The following is a 16,730-nucleotide window of genomic DNA, read 5'->3' as shown; positions in this document are numbered from 1 at the left end:
CCGAGCTACATTCGCGCCACGAGAGCAGAGTGCCGACGAGCCAGCGCTGACCCGAACAGCGTGAGGGCCCAGGAGGACCAAGTTTTGGCCGCAGACATCGAACCGCCCGCGAAGAAGACATCTGAAGACCGCGTACCCGCCCGCCGCACCGGCGCGAGGGTGAGTGCTCGCAAGGCCGTCAAGCCACTCCGATCCATCGCCATCTTCGGGGCCGTCGGCGCACTCGTCGCCGGCATCGCCCTGCCCGCTTTCGCCTCGTCGAAGCCGAGCGAGGCTGCGCCGACGACCGTGCAGCAGCTTGCTGCCGTCGACGCACAGTCGCTCGTCGTCGCCTCCCAGGCCACCGCGGCGCCGCTCGCTCGCGGCACGTTCAGTGCGACGACTCCCGAGGAGATCGCGAAGAAGAAGGCAGAAGAGGCTGCTGCCGCCCGTGCCGCTGCCGCTGCCGCTTCCACCGCATCGACTTCCTCCCGCTTCAACACCGCGGGCTACGCGCTCACGTCGCCGGGATCGGGTGAGGTGCGCTATCCGCTTCCGATGGGATCGTGGAACGTCAGCCGTACCGTGGGCGGTGGGCACAACGGTGCCGACATGCTCGCCCCGGCCGGCACCCCGATCTATGCGGCTGCCGCCGGTGTGGTCCGCGCCTCCGCCGAGAGCATCGGCGGCTACGGCGTGGCCGTGATGCTCGACAGCGTCGTGGGTGGTCAGCGTCTGCAGACCACGTACGGCCACATGCTCTACGGTTCGCGTCAGGTACAGGTCGGCCAGACGGTCTCCGCCGGACAGCTGATCGGCTACGTCGGCAGCACCGGTCGCTCGACCGCGAACCACCTCCACTTCGAGGTCTGGATCAACGGCGGACTCGTCGAGCCGATGTCCTGGCTCTCCGTCAACGCCGGCTGATTTCCGGACACGCCTCCTTCCATTCATCCGCCGTTTCGCCCTGCACCCAGGGGGATGGGTTAGCCTGATCCCGTTGTCGTACAGGTGGGAGAGGCTGATGGAGCGAATACCGACCATCCGAACCATGGATGCCCTCGGTCGTCACGTCCTTCTGCATAGCCCGCAGGGATGCCACGGCGTTGCCGTGCGCGAAAGGCGCTGTCTTTAGACGGCGCCTTTTTTCGTCCCCGCGTTCGATCTGCCTCCTGCACGACCTCGTGTGAGTCGAGAGTGCCGGGAAGCCGTCCCGGCGGATCGAGAGGATGACGAATGCGCACACTGGTCCTGAATGCCGGATACGAACCGCTCGCGATCGTGTCGTTCAAACGAGCCCTGGTGCTGGTGATGAACGACAAGGCGACCGTGATCGAACGCGTGGAGGAAGACCCCGTCTGGGGCACCCACGGCGTCTACGATCGCCCGGCGGTCATCATCCTGGCGCGTTATGTGCGGGTTCCGACGAGCAGGCGCGTGCCGGTCACGCGTCGCGGTGTGCTGCGCCGCGACAACCACCGCTGCGGTTACTGCGGCAAGGCGGCGTCGACGATCGATCACGTGCTGCCGCGTTCGCGCGGGGGAGCGGACTCCTGGGAGAACCTCGTCGCCTGCTGCCTCCGCTGCAACAACGTCAAGAGCGATCGCACACCGCAGGAGATGCGCTGGCAGTTGCGCTTCACTCCGCGTCCTCCGCACGGCACCGCCTGGACGGTGCGGGGGACCGAACGCAGCGATCCACGGTGGGAGCCCTACCTGGCGCTCGCCGCCTGAGACGTCGAAGAGGGGCCACCCTTCGGATGGCCCCTCTTCGACGTCGTGCCCGCGACAGGATTCGAACCTGCGACCTGCCCTTTAGGAGAGGGCTGCTCTATCCCCTGAGCTACGAGGGCGTGCACCCAGTCTAAGCGACCGGATGCACGCCGCCACGTCTCAGTCCTCTCCGCGCCGCCACAGCTTCGACGGCCACCAGATGGCTTTGCCGATGTCGTAGGTCAGGGCGGGAACCAGCAGCGAGCGGACGACGAAGGTGTCGAGGAGCACGCCGAAGGCCACGATGAAGGCCAGCTGCACGAGGAAGAGGATCGGGATCACCGACAGTGCGGCGAAGGTCGCGGCGAGGACGAGACCCGCCGAGGTGATCACCCCGCCCGTGATCGAGAGCCCACGCAGGATGCCCTCCCGAGTCCCGTGCGCCTTCGATTCCTCACGGACGCGCGTCATGAGGAAGATGTTGTAGTCGATGCCGAGCGCGACGAGGAACACGAACCCGAAGAGCGGAACCGCGGGGTCGGCGCCAGGGAACGCGAAGATCCCGTTGAAGACGAGGGCGGAGACCCCCATCGCCGTGCCGAAGGACAGCACCGTCGTGAGGATCAGCAGCACCGGTGCGAGGATCGACCGCAGCAGCAGCATCAGGATGAACATGATCACCACGAGGATCACCGGGATGATGAGGTTCCGGTCGTGGATCGATGCATCGTTCGTGTCGATCGACGTGGCCGTGACACCGCCCACGAGCGCGCCCATGCCGTCGAGTTCGCCACGCAGCTCGCGCACGGTCGACGCGGCGGCGGCGGAGTCGGCGGCATCGGTCAGGGTGCCCTGCAGGAGCACCTCTCCGTCGACCGTCGTCGGCTCGGGTGCGGGCGTGCCGGGTGCTCCGATCGCCGAGATGCCGTCCTCGGTGACGGGGGCGCTGCCGCTGGGCGAGTCGGCGGCCGTCACGGAGACCCCGTCGACACCGTCGTTCGCGAGCAGGACGTCAGCCGCATCCTGCAGCCGATCCTCCTTCACCACCACGTAGACGGGGCTTCCGGATCCACCGGGGAAGTGCTCGCCGAGCGCGACCTGTCCGTCACGGGCCTCCGACGCGCCGAGCACCAGGTCGGACTGCGGCACGCCATCGGCGTCGAGCTGGGTGATGCCCGCCGCCCCGGCCAGGAGCACGAGCGTCGTCACGATCCAGATCACCCGTGGGCGGCGCTTGATGAGGCCGGCGAGACGTGCCCACAGGCCCGTCGTGCGCATGCCGTGCTCGGCGGCGACGACCTCCGGTTCGAAGCGGGGGCGCCGCGGCCAGAACACCGCGCGGCCGAAGAGCAGCAGCAGCGACGGCAACAGGGTGAGAGCCGAGAGCATCGCGAACACGATGCCGATCGCCGCGACCGGCCCCAGGGTGCTGTTCGACTTCAGATCGCTGAGCAGCAGACAGAGGAGTCCGGCGATCACGGTGCCTCCCGAGGCGACGATCGGTTCGACCGAGCCCTTCCATGCCGCCATGACCGCCGTTCCCTTGTCCTGCGCGATGCGCAGCTCCTCTCGGAAACGCGCGACGAACAGCAGCGCGTAATCGGTGGCGGCGCCGATCACGAGGATGAAGAGGATTCCCTGTGTCTGACCGCTGAGCAGCAGCACCTCGAACTTCGCCAGCCACCACACCACGAGCAGAGCGACGCAGAGGGCGAACAGGCTCGTCGACAGCACGACGAGTGGCAGGAGGAACGATCGGTAGACCAGCACCAGGATGACGAGGACCGCGAGGAGGGCGACGCCGAGGAGCAGCCCGTCGATGCCGGCGAAACCGGCTACCAGGTCGGCGCTGAAGCCGGCGGGTCCTGTGATGTACACGGTGACCCCGCTGGGGACCGCGTCGCGCAGTTCCTCGCCGAGGGACGCCGTCACATCCGCGAGCTCGGCATCGGCGTCGATCGGGATGAACGCCTGCACCGCCTGCCCGTCATCGGAGGGGAGCGCCGGAGAGACCTCGTCGCCGACGCCTTCCACCTTCGGCGCATTCGCGACGGCGTCGGAGATCGCGTCGATCTCCGACGCCGTGAGCGCGTCGTCGGACGTGAACACGGCGATCGCCGGGATGGAGTCGCTGTCGTTGAACTCCCCGAGAAGCTTCTGCACCTGGGTGGCATCCGCCGATTCGGGGAGGTAGGTCGTCTGCTCGTTGGAGGACACCTCGTCGACCTTGCCGAACAGGGGCCCTCCGAGTGAGGCGCCCGCCAGCCACACGAGGATCAGCGCCACGGGGAGGAAGATCCGCGCCCAGGAGTGTCGTCGTGAACGCTCCCTCGCGGGCGGGGTCGGCGTGGCATCGGGGCGGGACATCGGATTCCTTTCGGGCGGAGCTGGGGGTCAGGAGATCCAGGCGAGGATGAGGATCATCGTCGCGAGGAAGCCGGCGAAGTAGTTCAGGGCGATGAAACGTCGCCAGGCGCGGTTCGTGGAGGCGGAGGTCTCGTCGGTCACGTTCCACCACGGCGCCGCGTTGACGATGTAGGGCAGCGCGAGGGCGGCGGCGAGCGTGCCCGGCCAGGGGGTCAGCAGCATCGCCGCCCCCGCGATCACCCACAGCGACACCGACAGTCGCACCGTCGCGCGTGCGCCGATGACCGTCGCGATCGACGAGATCCCGGCTTCCCGGTCAGGGCCGATGTCCTGCACGGCTCCGAAGGCGTGGGCGGCCATGCCCCACAGGAAGAAGGCACCGAGCGTGATCGCCGCGCCGACGGTCACGGGCGCCTCGGCCAGGGCGAGTCCGACGATGGCGGGGCTCACGAAGTGCGTACTGGAGGTGACGGAATCCAGAAACGGGCGCTCCTTGAATCGGAGGACAGGCGCGGAGTAGGCGATGACCGCGAACACGCTGACCGTCAGCCAGAGCCACGACGCCGGGTTTCCCACCACGACGAGGTAGACCAGGAAAGGGATGTTGGTCGCCGCGGCCGTCCACAGCGTCGCTCGATGGATGCGAGGGGCGAGGAGAGCCCCTTCGATGCCGCCCTTGCGCGGGTTCGCCAGATCGGAGGCGTAGTCGAAGACATCGTTGATCCCGTACATCGCGAGGTTGTAGGGGATCAGGAAGTACAGCGTGCCGATCACGAATGTCAGATCGATCTCGCGGGTGCTGAGGAGGTAGGCGGCGGCGAAGGGGAAGGCGGTGTTGATCCAGCTGATCGGACGCGACGACAGGATGATCTGGGCGATGTCTCGTCCGATGCTGCTCGGCGGAGCTGCGGCGGTGCTCATCGTGAAGTCTCCTCATCGATCGGTCGACGATCGTGCGCCCGCCGCCGGGCACGCATCGCGGTCCACAGGGCCGGGAGGAGCAGCGCCCCCGCGAGCGGATAGGCGAAGTCCTCGATCGGAGCCAGGCCGACGTGCACGCCGAGCAGCGGGTCCTGCGCATAGTGGAACAGGCCGCTCGCGATCATCGCGGTATCGAACGCCGCGGTGAGCACGAACAGCACGACCACGGTCAGCAGCACGGCGAGCGGGCGCGGGCCGCGCGTGCGGGAGGCGAGCGCGAGCCCGATTCCGCCCAACGTGGCGACAGCCACGAAGCAGGCGGAGAGCTGGAGGTAGGTCATGATGCCTCCGCCTCGTCGCGCCGCCGCGCTCGGCGTCGGGAGATGACCCGGGCGGATCCGGTGTAGATCACCATGGTGCACACCACGAGGAACACCAGGAACACGGGTTCCTCGATGGGAAGCTCGGGGGCCAGGAGCAGACCCGACGCGATCGCGCCCTCGCCCCGGAAGAAGATCCCGTTGGCGATGCCCGCCACGTCCCAGAGCAGGAAGAAGACGAGGCCGACGGCCGTGACGACCGCGGCCGACACCGCGTCGCGCCAGAAGAAGAGGCGGAACCGCCAATCCAGCAGCAGCATGCAGCTCAGCGACAGGAGGAGGGCCGCCAGATACACGACGCCCATCAGGGCGCCTCCGTCATGGCAGCGGAAGAGCCGGGAACGGGGAGCGGGCCGGGGGAGTGGTCGCCGCGGACGCGCTTGAGGACGATCTCCGCACTGATCAGGCACATCGGGACACCGACGCCGGGCGCGGTGGTGGCCCCGGCGTAGAAGAGGCCCTGCACGCGCCGAGAAGTGTTCTGCGCGCGGAACATCGCGCTCTGCGAGAGGATGTGCGCCGGCCCCAGCATTCCTCCGCGCCAGGAGTGATAGTCGTCGCGGAAGTCTGCGGGACCGGTCGTCTCGCGCACGACGATGCGTGGGCGGAGGTCGGGGATCCCCGCCCACGCCGCGATCTGATCGATCGCCGCATCCGCGGCGCGCTCGATTTCGGGCGATCCCGCTCCGTCGGGTCCGCCGTGTCCGAGATCGACGTCCGCCGGGACCGGGATCAGCACGAACAGGTTCTCGCTGCCGGCAGGGGCCACGTCGGGATCCGTTGCGCTCGGCCGGCACACGTAGATCGATGCCGGCTCGGGAACGGTCGGCGTGGCACCGAAGATCGCATCGAAGTTCGCGTCCCAGTCGTCGGTGAAGAACAGGGAGTGGTGCGGCAGCTCGGGGAGTGTGCCGCGAACCCCGAGCATCACGAGGATTCCGCCCGGTCCGCTGGTGCGCCGTGCCCACCACGACTCGGGGTAGGTCTGCAGCGAGGGGGGAAGCAGCGCCGTCTCGGTGTGGTGCAGATCGGCCGCCGAGACCACCACATCGGCGCTCTCCGTGTGCGTGGAGCCGGAGGCGTCGACCCAGCCCACGCCGGTCACGTGGGTACCGTCGCCGCCGTCCTGGGTGCGGATTCCGGTGACTTCCGCCCCGGTCTCGATGCGGACCCCCGCGTCGCGCGCCAGCGCCTCGATCCGCTCGATCACCCGCCAGAAGCCGCCCTGCGGATAGCTGACTCCCTGGTCGAGATCGAGGGCGCTCATCAGGTGGTACATCGCCGGCGCGCTTCGCGGGTCGGTGCCGAGGAACACCGCGGGATAGCCCAGGATCTGTCGGACCACGGGGTGCGTGAAGCGCCGGGCCGCGAAGGACTGCAGGCGTGTTCCGAGCAGGGCGGAGAGGCGCGGCAGTGCTCGGAGGACCTCGGGGGCGAGGAGCGAACGCATGCGTGTGAAGGGGTTGTAGAGGAAGTACTTCTGCGCCATCGCTCCGGCATGCTGCGCGGAGTCGAGGTAGGCGTCCAGCGTCGCCGTGGAGCCGGGCTCCAGCGCTTCGAAGAGTCCAGTGACCTGATCGCGTCCTGCGGGGACGGTCACGGGACCGGATCCGCCACCGACCGCATCCGGGTCGCGGAACACCCGGTATCCCGGATCGAGGGGGATGAGATCGAGCTGCGCATCGGTCGTGGTGCCCATCATCTCGAAGAAGTGGTCGAAGACCTCGGGCATCAGATACCAGGACGGCCCGGAGTCGAAACGGAAGCCGTCACGTTCGATCGTCCCGGCGCGGCCGCCGACGCGATCGTTCTTCTCGAGGATCACGACCTCGTGCCCGTCCCGGGCGAGCAGTCCCGCGGTCGCGAGACCGGCGACTCCGGCACCGATCACCACAACCCGGCTCATCGGTCCCGCTCCATCGCTGTGACGAACACGGACCGCGCGGCGAGAGCGGCTTTGATCGGATCCGGAACGCGTACCCGGCGCCGGTAGAGGACGTCGGCGGGGGTCTGCGCCACACGGCGGGTCAGAGCGGCGAACAGAGCCAGGGCGCTGCGCACCGCCGCGCGGGCGTCCTTCGGCAGCAGGGGGATAGCGTCACGCGCGTCGGCCAGTTGCCGGAACACGGTCTGCACCCATGCGTCCCGGTCGGCATCGGTCAGACGCGCAGCGCCGCCGAGGTAGCCGCGGTGCAGGCGGTCGGTGTCATCGGCGAGGTCGCGCAGGAAGTTCACGTTCTGGAAGGCCGCACCGAGCTGACGGGCGCCGTGCCGCAGCGTCGCGAGGTCTTCGGGCGCACGTTCGGTATCCCGGAGGAACACCTGCAGGCACATGAGACCGACGACTTCGGCGGAGCCGTAGACGTACGCCGCGTGGGCTTCGACGTCATAGGCGGCGAAGCCGGCGTCTTCGTCGATGTCTGCGCGCATCGAGTCGAAGAACGGCTGCGTCAGGTCCTCGCCGATCCCGCACTCGCGCGCGGTCCGCGCGAACGCATGCAGGATGAGATCGCTGCTGTAGCCGCTGCGCATCGAACGATGCGTCTCCGCGATGTAGGAGTCGAGCGCGGCGGATTGCGCGGTCACGTCCAGACCAGCTTCGGCGGCGACGCCGTCGACGATCTCATCGGCGATGCGCACCATCGCATAGATGTTGCGGACGTGCTGGCGATGACGGCGTCCGAGAAGACGGGTCGCGAGTCCGAACGACGTCGAATAGCTGCGGATGACATCGGTCGTCGCGATCTCCGCCGTGCGGTTGAAGCGCCGGAGGGCGGTGCTGTCCCGACGATCGGCCGCGTCCGCGTTCATCGACTGCGACTTCCGACTCGGGAGGCGAGGGTACGCAGTACCTGTCCGGCCGCCGGGGGCAGACCATCGGCTTCCGCTTCGAGGAGTGCGGCGTCCGTGGCCTCGAGGTGCTCCTGCACCAAGCCTCGGACGAAGGTCTCCGAGCCGCATTCGCGCAGTCGATCACGGGCAGCGGCACCGTCGGTCGGGCTGAGATCCGGTCTTCCGAAGTGCAGTTCGATGTCGTCCCACTGGCTCGTCATGCGGGCGTAGGCGATGATCGCGGTCTCCTTGCCTTCGCGTAGATCCGAGAACGGGTCCTTGCCGTGCTCTTCCGGGTCTCCGAACACGGAGAGCAGGTCATCCTGCAGCTGATAGGCGAGGCCGAGGTGCAACCCGATCATGGCGAGATACTCCTCGGTCGCAGCCGACGAGGCGGCGAGGACCGCCGCAGCGCGCAGCGGGAGCACGAAGGAGTATGTCGACGTCTTGTACGCGCTCGTGGAGAGGATCGTGCGCAGATCGGGGGCGATGATGCCGTCGCTGAGGGCGACGTCGGCGTGCTCGCCGGCCACCGTCTCGAAGATGGTCTGTTCGAGCAGGCCGAGCAGACGATCGCGGGCTTCGGGCATGACGTCCGCTCGGGCGAAGCCCAGCACCGCCGAAGACAGGAGCAGGTCTCCGAGCAGGATCGCGCTCGATCGGGCCCAGTGCAGGGCGGCTTCGGTCGGTCGCGCCGCGTGCTCGGCGACGAGCGCACCGATCAGATTGGGACGCCGTCGTCGCATCAGATCGCCGTCGATGACATCGTCGTGCAGCAGGAAGGCGAAGTGGAGAAGCTCGACATGGGCTGCGACATCGATGGCCGTGCGCGTCTCATCGGCGGTCAGGGGAGCGCGGGCCAACGCGTGCGTCAGATCCAGGAGGAGCCGGGGGCGGATGAGCTTTCCGCCGAGGGCGTGCTCCTCCGCGGCCCGCCACAGCCCCACGAACTCGTTCCCGTACCGCTCTGCGGCGGCGCTCCTCTCGGAGAATCGATGACGCAGCGCCTCCTCGATCCGCGTCGCGAGCGATTCCTCGGTCGTCGTCACGCTCATGCGTCACACCTCGCCGAGTTGTCGCAGCTGCGGCAGCTGCTCCACGAGCCAGGGGCTGAACGCGAAGGGTGCATGCGTGACAGCCTCGATCAGCGAATCGACTTCGACCCAGATCCATTCCGACACCTCATCGGGATTGGCGGCAGGGTCGCCGTCGAGGATCGTGACGTGCACGGGGCAGATCTCGTTCTCGACGATGCCACTCGCATCCACCGCGCGATAGCGGTAGTCGGGGAGTGCCATGCGGATCTCGGTGAGGTGGATGCCGAGCTCGCCGACGCCATGTCGGCGCACGGCCTCGTCCATCGTCTCGTCCGGTCGTGGATGACCGCAGAAGCTGTTCGTCCAGACGCCCGGCCACGTCTTCTTCGCGAGCGCTCGACGAGTGAGGAGCAGCCGCCCCTCCCTGTCGAGGACATAGCAGGAGAAGGCGAGATGCAGGGGAGTGTCTCTCGTGTGGACTTCGCTCTTCGGGAGCGTGCCGAGAGCTGTCCCGTCTTCGGCGAGGAGGGTCACGTCGTCCATGGCATCTCCCAGATCTCGAGCGTTCATATTTAGCTAACTTGGTGAGTAGTCAACTTAGCATGAAACTGTTGGTGTGTAACATGATCGCATGACCACGGAGCCCGGCACCAGCCCGCACGCGGGCGCGCAGGATTCGCTCCCCGTCGGCGACGGCGGATCGCGAACGTCCGCGGATACGCCGGACGGGCTCGTCCATTCGGCGATCTACGACGTCGAGGCAAGTGATCCCCGCAGCGTCCTGATCGATCGCAGCGGTGTTCCGCCGGAGGAGTTGAAGCAGATCGCCCGGGTGATGGAGTCGCTCGCCGGACTGCGCGAAGCCGAGCAGGCGCTGTCCCAGGCGTCACGTCGATACATGCGTCTGAATGAGACGGACATGCGTGCGTTGCACTATCTGATCGTGTGCGCGAACCGGAACCTGGTGGCGACGCCGGGGGGAATCGCGCACCACCTCGGTGTCTCGACTGCGGCGACCACGAAGCTCCTCGATCGTCTGGAGCAGGGAGGCCACATCACGCGTGCCCCTCACCCCACCGACCGCAGGGCACTGGAGATCACCATCACCGCGGAGACGCGACATGCAGCCATGGAGACGGTCGGTCGTCAGCAGGCGAAGCGCTTCTATTCTGCCGCCCGCCTGAGTCCCGCTGAAAGGGAAACCGTGATCCGATTCCTCACGGACATGACGGAGGAGATCACGCTCCGCGACGAAGCCTGGGTGCAGGAAGGGGCGTAAAGTTCCCCTGTTTCAGCAGGGGAACTCGACGATCTCGGTCTGCGATCAGTGCGCCGCGTTGTACGCGTCGACGATCTGCGCGGGAATGCGGCCACGCTCGGAGAGCTTGTGTCCGTTCTCGTTCGCCCACGCGCGGATGGCCGCGACCTCAGGGTTTCGTGCAGGTCGCTTGCGAGTCGATGTCGCGCGCGGAGAATTCGACGAGCCGGCCTTTCGGCCTGCTGTCACATAAGGCGCCAACGCCGAACGCAATTCTTCCGCATGCGCGGCATTCAGATCGATCTCGTATGCCGTGCCGTTGAGCGAGAAATGCACCGTCTCGCCTTCGCCCACTTCCAGGACGCTGCCATCGATGTCGTCGACCAGCTGATGCACAATTCTTCTCGCCATGATCGCGACCTTACTCGCTCCGAGGAAATGCGACAAGTTGCGAATAGCGAGCCGCGGTAATGTGACGCGCTATACGCAATAAATCAATTCTGTGTGGTCAGGGGAGAAGTCCGGCGCGGCGAGCCCTCGCCACGGCGGCATGGCGAGTCGAGGCGTCGAGTTTCGACATCGCCGTGCCGAGGTAGGCCTTGACGGTCCCCTCGCGCAGACCGAGATGCGCGGCGATCTCGGCATTCGTCGAACCGAGAGCCGCGCATGCGAGCACATCGGTCTCTCGCGGAGACAGGTGGACGGTGGGGATGGGGCTCGTCGCGGGTGATGCGACGTCACCGGCGAGGGTCATGAGTCGTCGTTCGACCTGCGCGATCCGGTCGCGGACATCCGCGTCTTCCACGGAGGCGGCGATGCTCCGCAGCTCTGCGAAGCTCTGCCTCAGCTCCTCGCGCTGTGCCGGCGCCACGACCTCGTCGCCGCGCGTGGTCTCCTGCAGACGGCGCTGCACCTCGTCGCGGATGCGCAGCTCATCGGCGACGGCCTGCGCGACCTGCATGGCGGGTGCCGTGGTCACACCGCCTACCCGCTCCTCATCCCATCCGCCGGCGTACAGCACTCCGCGGGAACGGCCGTGGACCACGATCGGCAGCGCGAGGAGGGTGCGCAGGCCCTCGCCGAGGACGAACACGTCGTAGTCGTGCGTGATCTGCTGTGACGACCCGTAGTCGCTCGTCATCCGGGGGCGGAGCTCCATCATGGCCCGCCCGCCGAGCCCGCGCTCGGGTCGCACCCGGAGCCCGTCCAGCGACCGCGTGCGCGCACCGACGATGCTCGTGACGCTCACGACGCCTTCTTCGATGAGACCGCCGAACGCGACGGGGAAGCGCGTCCGCCTGGCGAGCTCGCGCACGGCGTTCGCGACGAGATCCGCCTCGGATTCGCGGGTGACGGGTGAGGACACGACTACCTACTTCCGGGGTGACGCTGTTCCCCGTTTCGTAGCGTCGACGATATCACCCGTGTCATCGTCACCGTCGTCGTCGCGGACGGCGTCGGATCCATCGGCTCCCAGGGGAAGCGTGTGGACCCGGCGGCCTACTCGCCGGGTCCACGACGTGGCCTGCCGACCTCAGTGCGCCTCGAGGTCGAGCAGGAACCGCTTGCGCTCGGGGTGCGCTCCGTACTGCCCTGCGCTGCCGTCGGAGCGCACCACCCGATGCACCGGCACGATGATCGAGAAGGGGGTGATGCGGCACGCGGTGCCGACGGCGCGCGCAGCCCCGGGGTGACCCGCGAGGATCGCCACCTCCCCGTAGCTCATGGTCTGGCCCCACTCGATGCTGCAGATGGTCTGCAGCGCGGCGAGGGCGAACCCGTCGACGAGCCGCCAGTCGAGGCGGATGTGCCTGTCGAAACGCACCGGCTCGCCGTCGAAGTAGTCGGACAGGAGATGAGCGAGTTCGTCGGCGGCTCCGGGGTCGGGCTCTGGCACTGCTCTCAACTGATGGGACACGCCTTCGAGCAGCCAGGGCACGCGCGGGTCTTCGGACTCGGAGAGGTCGAATCGCACGATGCCCTCGTCGGAGAACACCGCGAGAGCATCCCCGAACGGCGTCGGGGCGAAGTCGTAGCGGAACGTCATGCCCCCATCCTGTCCGCTCGGCTCGACGCGGAACCGCATGCTTGACGTTCCGAGTGGAGAACGCGACCCGGGTTCACATCGGGCAGGAGAAGTGCGCCACCCCCTACGTAGCGCAGAATCGCCGGAAATTCGGCGGAAACCCGCCTGGGATACCCCGTCTCCGCAGGTCGCACGCCTAGGGTGTCAGTGTGTGGCGACGTGAAGACAAGTCTGCGGACGACACAGCGGTGGATGCTGCTGTGTCGATCAGCGATCTGCACGGAACCACGACAGGCCTCGACATCGCACACGCCGCAGAGGCCGAGCGGACGCGTCTGAGGGCCGAGGCAGCCGATCTCGGTGGCCCTTCGCCGCTCGTGAGCTTCCGTGACAGCCCGGAGTCGGGCATCGACATCTCCAAGGCGCACCCGGGGAGCTTGCCGCAGTTCATCACCGGCAAGTCGACTCTCCTCTCGAATCTCTTCCGCGACGAGGTCGGGCTGCGGACCGCTCGACTCGCCGCGGAGCGCATCACCGCGAAGAACACCGAGCTCCGTACCGTCCGCGGGATCGAAGCCGTGCACCTCGCCGTCGGAGTCGCCCGGTGGCGCATCGGGGGAGCGGGTTTCGCGGCCCCCGTACTGCTGCGTCCGTTGGCGATCCGCCGCCACCACTCCGATTTCGAGTTGAAGCTGCAGGGCACCTTCGAGGTGAATCCCGAACTCGTGCGGATCGCTCGCGACCACTTCGGCCTCACGATCGATGCCACCGCGCTCGCCGCGTTGGCCTACGACGGCGGCATCTTCAAGCCGCAACCCGTGATCGACAGTCTGCGCGCGATGACGCGTTCGATCGACACGTTCTCGGTCGAACCGCGTCTGGTGGTCTCGACGTTCGCCGATGTGTCAGGACTGATGTCCCGCGACGGGGGCAGCCTCGATCATCCGGTGCTGAACGCCCTGGCCGGTCACGTGGGAGACCGCGAGCGCGTCACCGCTCCGCGAGCTATCCCGCATCACATCGGCCCGGATGATCGCGCACCGGCCTCGGACAACCTCCTCCTGGATGCGGACGCGGAGCAGGAAGCAGTGCTGGCCCGTATCGCGGCAGGGCATTCCCTCACCGTCGCGACCCTTCCCGGAACCGGGGGGACCCAGACCGTGATCAACGCGCTGGGTGAACTGGTGCGCGGCGGCAAGCGCGTGCTCGTCGTCTCCGCGCGGCGCTCCACCTTGGACGGGGTGCGTCACCGACTCGCCGGGATCGGCCTCGACAGCCTGGCGATCTCGCCGGCGAGCGTGCGGCGCGATCTGGTCAGGGCCATCGGACGCAATGAGAAGGCCACGGCGCCCAAGGTCAGCGAGGTCGACGATGCACTCGTGCGTCTGCGGACCGTCCTGCGCGACTACCGTCAGGCGCTCAGCGCACCCGTCGCCGGACTGGACGCCTCGGTGCTCGACGCCACCCGTCAGCTGACACGGCTGGCGTCGCTGCCCGTGCCGCCGTCGACCACTGCCCGACTCGGCCCCGATGCCCTGCGTCGACTCGCCGCCGATCGCACCGAGGCCGCCGAGGCGCTCGCCCAGGCGGCCCGTCTCGGCGAGTTCCGCTTCGGACCGAACGACTCGCCGTGGTACGGCGTCACCTTCTCCAGCACCGAGGCCGCTCGTGCCGCCCACGAGCTCGCCGGTCGACTGCACGCGAACAGCGTTCCCGCCCTTCTCGAGCGCGGCTACGAGCTGATCGCCCAGACCCACATGCGGCCGTTCTCGACCATCGACGAACTGGGTGAGTACCTGCGTCTGCTGCAGGGGATCCGCGACTCGCTGGACCGATTCAGCCCGACGGTGTTCGAGCGGCCGCTGGGCGAGCTCATCCAGGCCCACGGTTCGCGCCGCGACGCGCCGGGGCTGTCCGGGGCGAACAGACGTCGGCTGCGGCGTCTCGCGAAGGAGTACGTCCGTCCGGGCGTGCACGTCACGGAGATGCACGAGGCGCTGCTGCGCATCCAGGCGCAGCGCACGCAGTGGCAGCGGTGCGTCGAGGCGGGCGTCGCGCCCGAGATCCCCCTCGGTCTCGCCGACGTGTACGTGGCCTGGCAGCGGGTGGAGGCCGAGCTCGCCGAGCTCGACGCCGCACTCGGACGACGCGAGCCGTTGGCGTCGCTCCCGGTGGCGCGACTCGTGCGCACGCTCGCGGGACTGGCCGCCAAGTCCGATGTCTTCGAGAACCTCGTCGAACGCGCCCAGCTGCGCGACCGACTCGCTCTGCTCGGGCTGGAGCCGCTGCTCGCCGAGCTCTCCGTGCGCCATGTCTCCGAATCCCAGGTGGGGGAAGAACTCGAGTTCGCGTGGTGGCAGTCCCTCCTCGAGCGCGCGTTGCAGGACAACCGCGCCCTCCTCGGCGCGAACACCGCAGTCGTCGATCGGCTCGAACGCGACTTCCGGCTGGTCGATGAGGCGCACGCCGCCATGGCCGGACCGCTGCTCGCCTGGCAGCTGGCCAACCAGTGGCGGATCGCGATCGTCGACGAGCCGCAGCAGTCGCAGCACCTGCGCCGTGCGCTGACGCAGTCGGCGACCACGACCGCGCAGGTCGTCAGTGCCGCGCCCACCCTCGTCGACGTGCTCGCCCCGGTCTGGATCTCGTCGCCGTACCTCGTGCCGGAGATTCCGGACTCGGTGGAGTTCGACACGGTGATCCTGGTCGATGCCGCAGCGATCAACCTCGCAGAGGCCGCCCCGGCGATCCGGCGCGCGCGCCAGATCGTCGCGTTCGGCGACCCGGTGACGCAGCGTCCCACGCCGTTCCGCATCGCGGTGGACCCGGAGGAGTCGTGGGAGGCCGAGGTGCCGTTCGACGACGTCTCGGCCTTCGAGCGGCTCTCCGAGCTCCTGCCGGTGATGACGCTCACCCGCAGCTACCGTGCGGGCGGCGAAGACCTCGCGGAGCTCATCAACGATGCCTTCTACGGCGGCGAGATCGTGTCGCTTCCCTGGGCGGGCTCGTATCTCGGTCGCGGAAGCCTCACGGTCGACTACGTGGAGGGCGGCACGGGAACACCGGATCCGATCTCCGGCGCCGTCGAGAGTCCGGACGCCGAAGTAGCGAGGGTCGTGACGCTGGTGGTCGAGCACGCCGTGCATCGTCCTGCCGAATCGCTCATGGTCGTGACCGCGAGCGCGCGCCATGCCGAGCGCGTACGCGCCGCCGTCACCTCGGCGTTCGCCGGGCGCTCCGACGTCGCGGACTTCGTCGGACGCGACACGGTCGAGCCGTTCGCGGTGCTGACGCTCGAGGAGTCGGTCGCCGAGAGCCGTGACCGCGTCATCTTCTCGCTCGGCTTCGGACTCACCAAGCACGGTCGGGTGCTGAGCGACTTCGGCGATCTCTCCACTCCCGACGGAGAGCGACTCCTCACTGTCGGGATGACGCGCGCGCGCCGCTCGATGGTGCTCGTCTCCTCGATCCGTCCCTCCTCCTTCGACGACGGACGCCTGGAGCATGGAGCGGCGACGCTGATGTCGATCCTCGGCGGACTGGCCGCCCGCAGCCGAGACGCGCGCCTGGAAGACCTCGCCGATCCTCTCACCCTCGCCCTCGCGCGGGAGCTGCGGCGTCTGGGCGCCTCGGTGGACGTCGACTATCGCGGATTGCTGCCGCTGGTGGCCCAGCACGGTGGCAAGGCGGTCGTGATCGAGTCCGATCCGGAGACGCGGGGCGAGTCTCTGCGGGAGACACTGCGGCTGCGACCGCACGTGCTGCGTCGTCTGGGCTGGCACTATGTGCGTGTGCACGCCTTCGATCTCTACAGCGACCCCGTGACCGCCGCGACGCGGATCGCCGCGGTTCTCGGCATCTCGGAGTCGACGCCGCGTGCGGACAATGACACGCAGCCGATCGACATCGCCGACACCCGCGATGACTGACGAGTCCGACACCCCGACGCCGCGCCAGCGCGTGGTGCGGGTCACCGGTTCACGGCGTGCCCGCCTGACCCCGGTGCCGGGGAGCGACCCCGAGCCGGAGTCCGGCCCGGCCGCGATGCCTCCGCGGTCACGGCCGAAGGGCGGCAAGGGGCCGAACGACGACCAACTGATCCAGGACGTGCCGCCGCACTACTGAAGCGTCGGAAGAACGGAGTCGCCGGATGACGGGGCGCTGCTGTCGTTGAACACCGTGTCGGTTCTCGGGGCCGCGTAACCAGAGACGCACGG

15 protein-coding genes, 1 tRNA gene and 1 pseudogene are annotated in these 16,730 nt (G+C 68.3%); 5 read left to right on the top strand and 12 right to left on the bottom strand.

Annotation, left to right across the window (positions count from 1 at the left end; genetic code table 11):
• The first annotated feature begins 84 nt into the window (after positions 1-84).
• Together GZ64_RS0114040 and GZ64_RS0114035 are read left to right on the top strand one after the other, a co-directional pair.
• Complete coding sequence (locus GZ64_RS0114040) at positions 85-906, top strand: M23 family metallopeptidase (protein ID WP_021200006.1); 822 nt, start codon at positions 85-87, stop codon at positions 904-906.
• A 309-nt stretch (positions 907-1,215) separates the two neighbouring features.
• Positions 1,216-1,713, top strand: coding sequence for an HNH endonuclease (locus GZ64_RS0114035; RefSeq protein WP_029258662.1), 498 nt, complete (start codon positions 1,216-1,218; stop codon positions 1,711-1,713).
• A 46-nt stretch (positions 1,714-1,759) separates the two neighbouring features.
• Here the strand turns inward: GZ64_RS0114035 and GZ64_RS0114030 are convergent.
• The 9 genes and pseudogenes from GZ64_RS0114030 to idi all read right to left on the bottom strand — a co-directional run bounded on the left by GZ64_RS0114030 (position 1,760) and on the right by idi (position 9,772).
• Positions 1,760-1,832: transfer RNA gene (locus tag GZ64_RS0114030), tRNA-Arg, on the bottom strand.
• A 40-nt stretch (positions 1,833-1,872) separates the two neighbouring features.
• Complete coding sequence (locus GZ64_RS0114025) at positions 1,873-4,059, bottom strand: MMPL family transporter (RefSeq protein ID WP_029267199.1); 2,187 nt, start codon at positions 4,057-4,059, stop codon at positions 1,873-1,875.
• A 27-nt stretch (positions 4,060-4,086) separates the two neighbouring features.
• Complete coding sequence (locus GZ64_RS0114020) at positions 4,087-4,980, bottom strand: prenyltransferase (protein WP_021200003.1); 894 nt, start codon at positions 4,978-4,980, stop codon at positions 4,087-4,089.
• A complete protein-coding gene (locus GZ64_RS0114015; RefSeq protein WP_021200002.1) occupies positions 4,977-5,321 on the bottom strand; it encodes a lycopene cyclase domain-containing protein in 345 nt (114 codons plus the stop codon). Before GZ64_RS0114015 ends, GZ64_RS0114020 begins: the two co-directional genes overlap by 4 nt.
• Positions 5,318-5,665, bottom strand: coding sequence for a lycopene cyclase domain-containing protein (locus GZ64_RS0114010; RefSeq protein ID WP_021200001.1), 348 nt, complete (start codon positions 5,663-5,665; stop codon positions 5,318-5,320). The genes GZ64_RS0114015 and GZ64_RS0114010 overlap by 4 nt, the downstream gene beginning before the upstream one ends.
• Positions 5,665-7,341 (bottom strand): annotated as a pseudogene (gene crtI / locus GZ64_RS0114005) (phytoene desaturase family protein); the annotation flags it as partial. The pseudogene crtI and the gene GZ64_RS0114010, both read right to left, overlap by 1 nt.
• The gene (locus GZ64_RS0114000; protein WP_029267195.1) at positions 7,263-8,171 is read right to left on the bottom strand and encodes a phytoene/squalene synthase family protein; all 909 of its coding nucleotides are present in this window, start codon (positions 8,169-8,171) and stop codon (positions 7,263-7,265) included. The pseudogene crtI and the gene GZ64_RS0114000, both read right to left, overlap by 79 nt.
• Complete coding sequence (locus GZ64_RS0113995) at positions 8,168-9,247, bottom strand: polyprenyl synthetase family protein (RefSeq protein ID WP_029267193.1); 1,080 nt, start codon at positions 9,245-9,247, stop codon at positions 8,168-8,170. Before GZ64_RS0113995 ends, GZ64_RS0114000 begins: the two co-directional genes overlap by 4 nt.
• A 3-nt stretch (positions 9,248-9,250) precedes the next feature.
• Positions 9,251-9,772, bottom strand: a complete 522-nt coding sequence (gene idi, locus GZ64_RS0113990) for an isopentenyl-diphosphate Delta-isomerase (RefSeq protein WP_029258655.1) — start codon at positions 9,770-9,772, stop codon at positions 9,251-9,253.
• An 88-nt stretch (positions 9,773-9,860) separates the two neighbouring features.
• Here idi and GZ64_RS0113985 point away from each other — a divergent pair, with 88 nt between their 5' ends.
• Positions 9,861-10,508: a MarR family winged helix-turn-helix transcriptional regulator gene (locus tag GZ64_RS0113985; RefSeq protein ID WP_081859763.1), complete on the top strand. Its 648-nt coding sequence runs from the start codon at positions 9,861-9,863 to the stop codon at positions 10,506-10,508.
• A gap of 45 nt (positions 10,509-10,553) precedes the next feature.
• On the opposite strand, the gene GZ64_RS0113980 is transcribed toward GZ64_RS0113985, so the two are convergent.
• The 3 genes from GZ64_RS0113980 to GZ64_RS0113970 all read right to left on the bottom strand — a co-directional run bounded on the left by GZ64_RS0113980 (position 10,554) and on the right by GZ64_RS0113970 (position 12,534).
• Positions 10,554-10,898: a histone-like nucleoid-structuring protein Lsr2 gene (locus tag GZ64_RS0113980; RefSeq protein ID WP_029267189.1), complete on the bottom strand. Its 345-nt coding sequence runs from the start codon at positions 10,896-10,898 to the stop codon at positions 10,554-10,556.
• Positions 10,899-10,995: 97 nt separating this feature from the next.
• Positions 10,996-11,853 carry a LuxR C-terminal-related transcriptional regulator gene (locus tag GZ64_RS0113975; RefSeq protein ID WP_029267187.1) on the bottom strand — a complete coding sequence of 286 codons (858 nt, stop codon included), beginning with the start codon at positions 11,851-11,853 and terminating at the stop codon, positions 10,996-10,998.
• A 168-nt stretch (positions 11,854-12,021) separates the two neighbouring features.
• Positions 12,022-12,534 (bottom strand): methylated-DNA--[protein]-cysteine S-methyltransferase, encoded by a 513-nt coding sequence (locus GZ64_RS0113970; RefSeq protein WP_021199993.1) that lies wholly within the window; start codon positions 12,532-12,534, stop codon positions 12,022-12,024.
• Positions 12,535-12,773: 239 nt separating this feature from the next.
• On the opposite strand from GZ64_RS0113970, the gene GZ64_RS0113965 reads away from it, so the two are divergent.
• A complete protein-coding gene (locus GZ64_RS0113965; protein ID WP_029267183.1) occupies positions 12,774-16,442 on the top strand; it encodes an ATP-binding protein in 3,669 nt (1,222 codons plus the stop codon).
• Entirely contained in the window at positions 16,435-16,638 is a 204-nt protein-coding gene (locus GZ64_RS0113960; RefSeq protein ID WP_029267182.1) for a hypothetical protein, read from the top strand. The genes GZ64_RS0113965 and GZ64_RS0113960 overlap by 8 nt, the downstream gene beginning before the upstream one ends.
• Positions 16,639-16,730: the final 92 nt, after the last annotated feature.

It is taken from the genome of Microbacterium sp. Cr-K32 (genome assembly GCF_000708345.1).
Classification (GTDB): domain Bacteria; phylum Actinomycetota; class Actinomycetes; order Actinomycetales; family Microbacteriaceae; genus Microbacterium; species Microbacterium maritypicum_A.
This window is presented reverse-complemented; position numbering and strand designations above follow the sequence as displayed.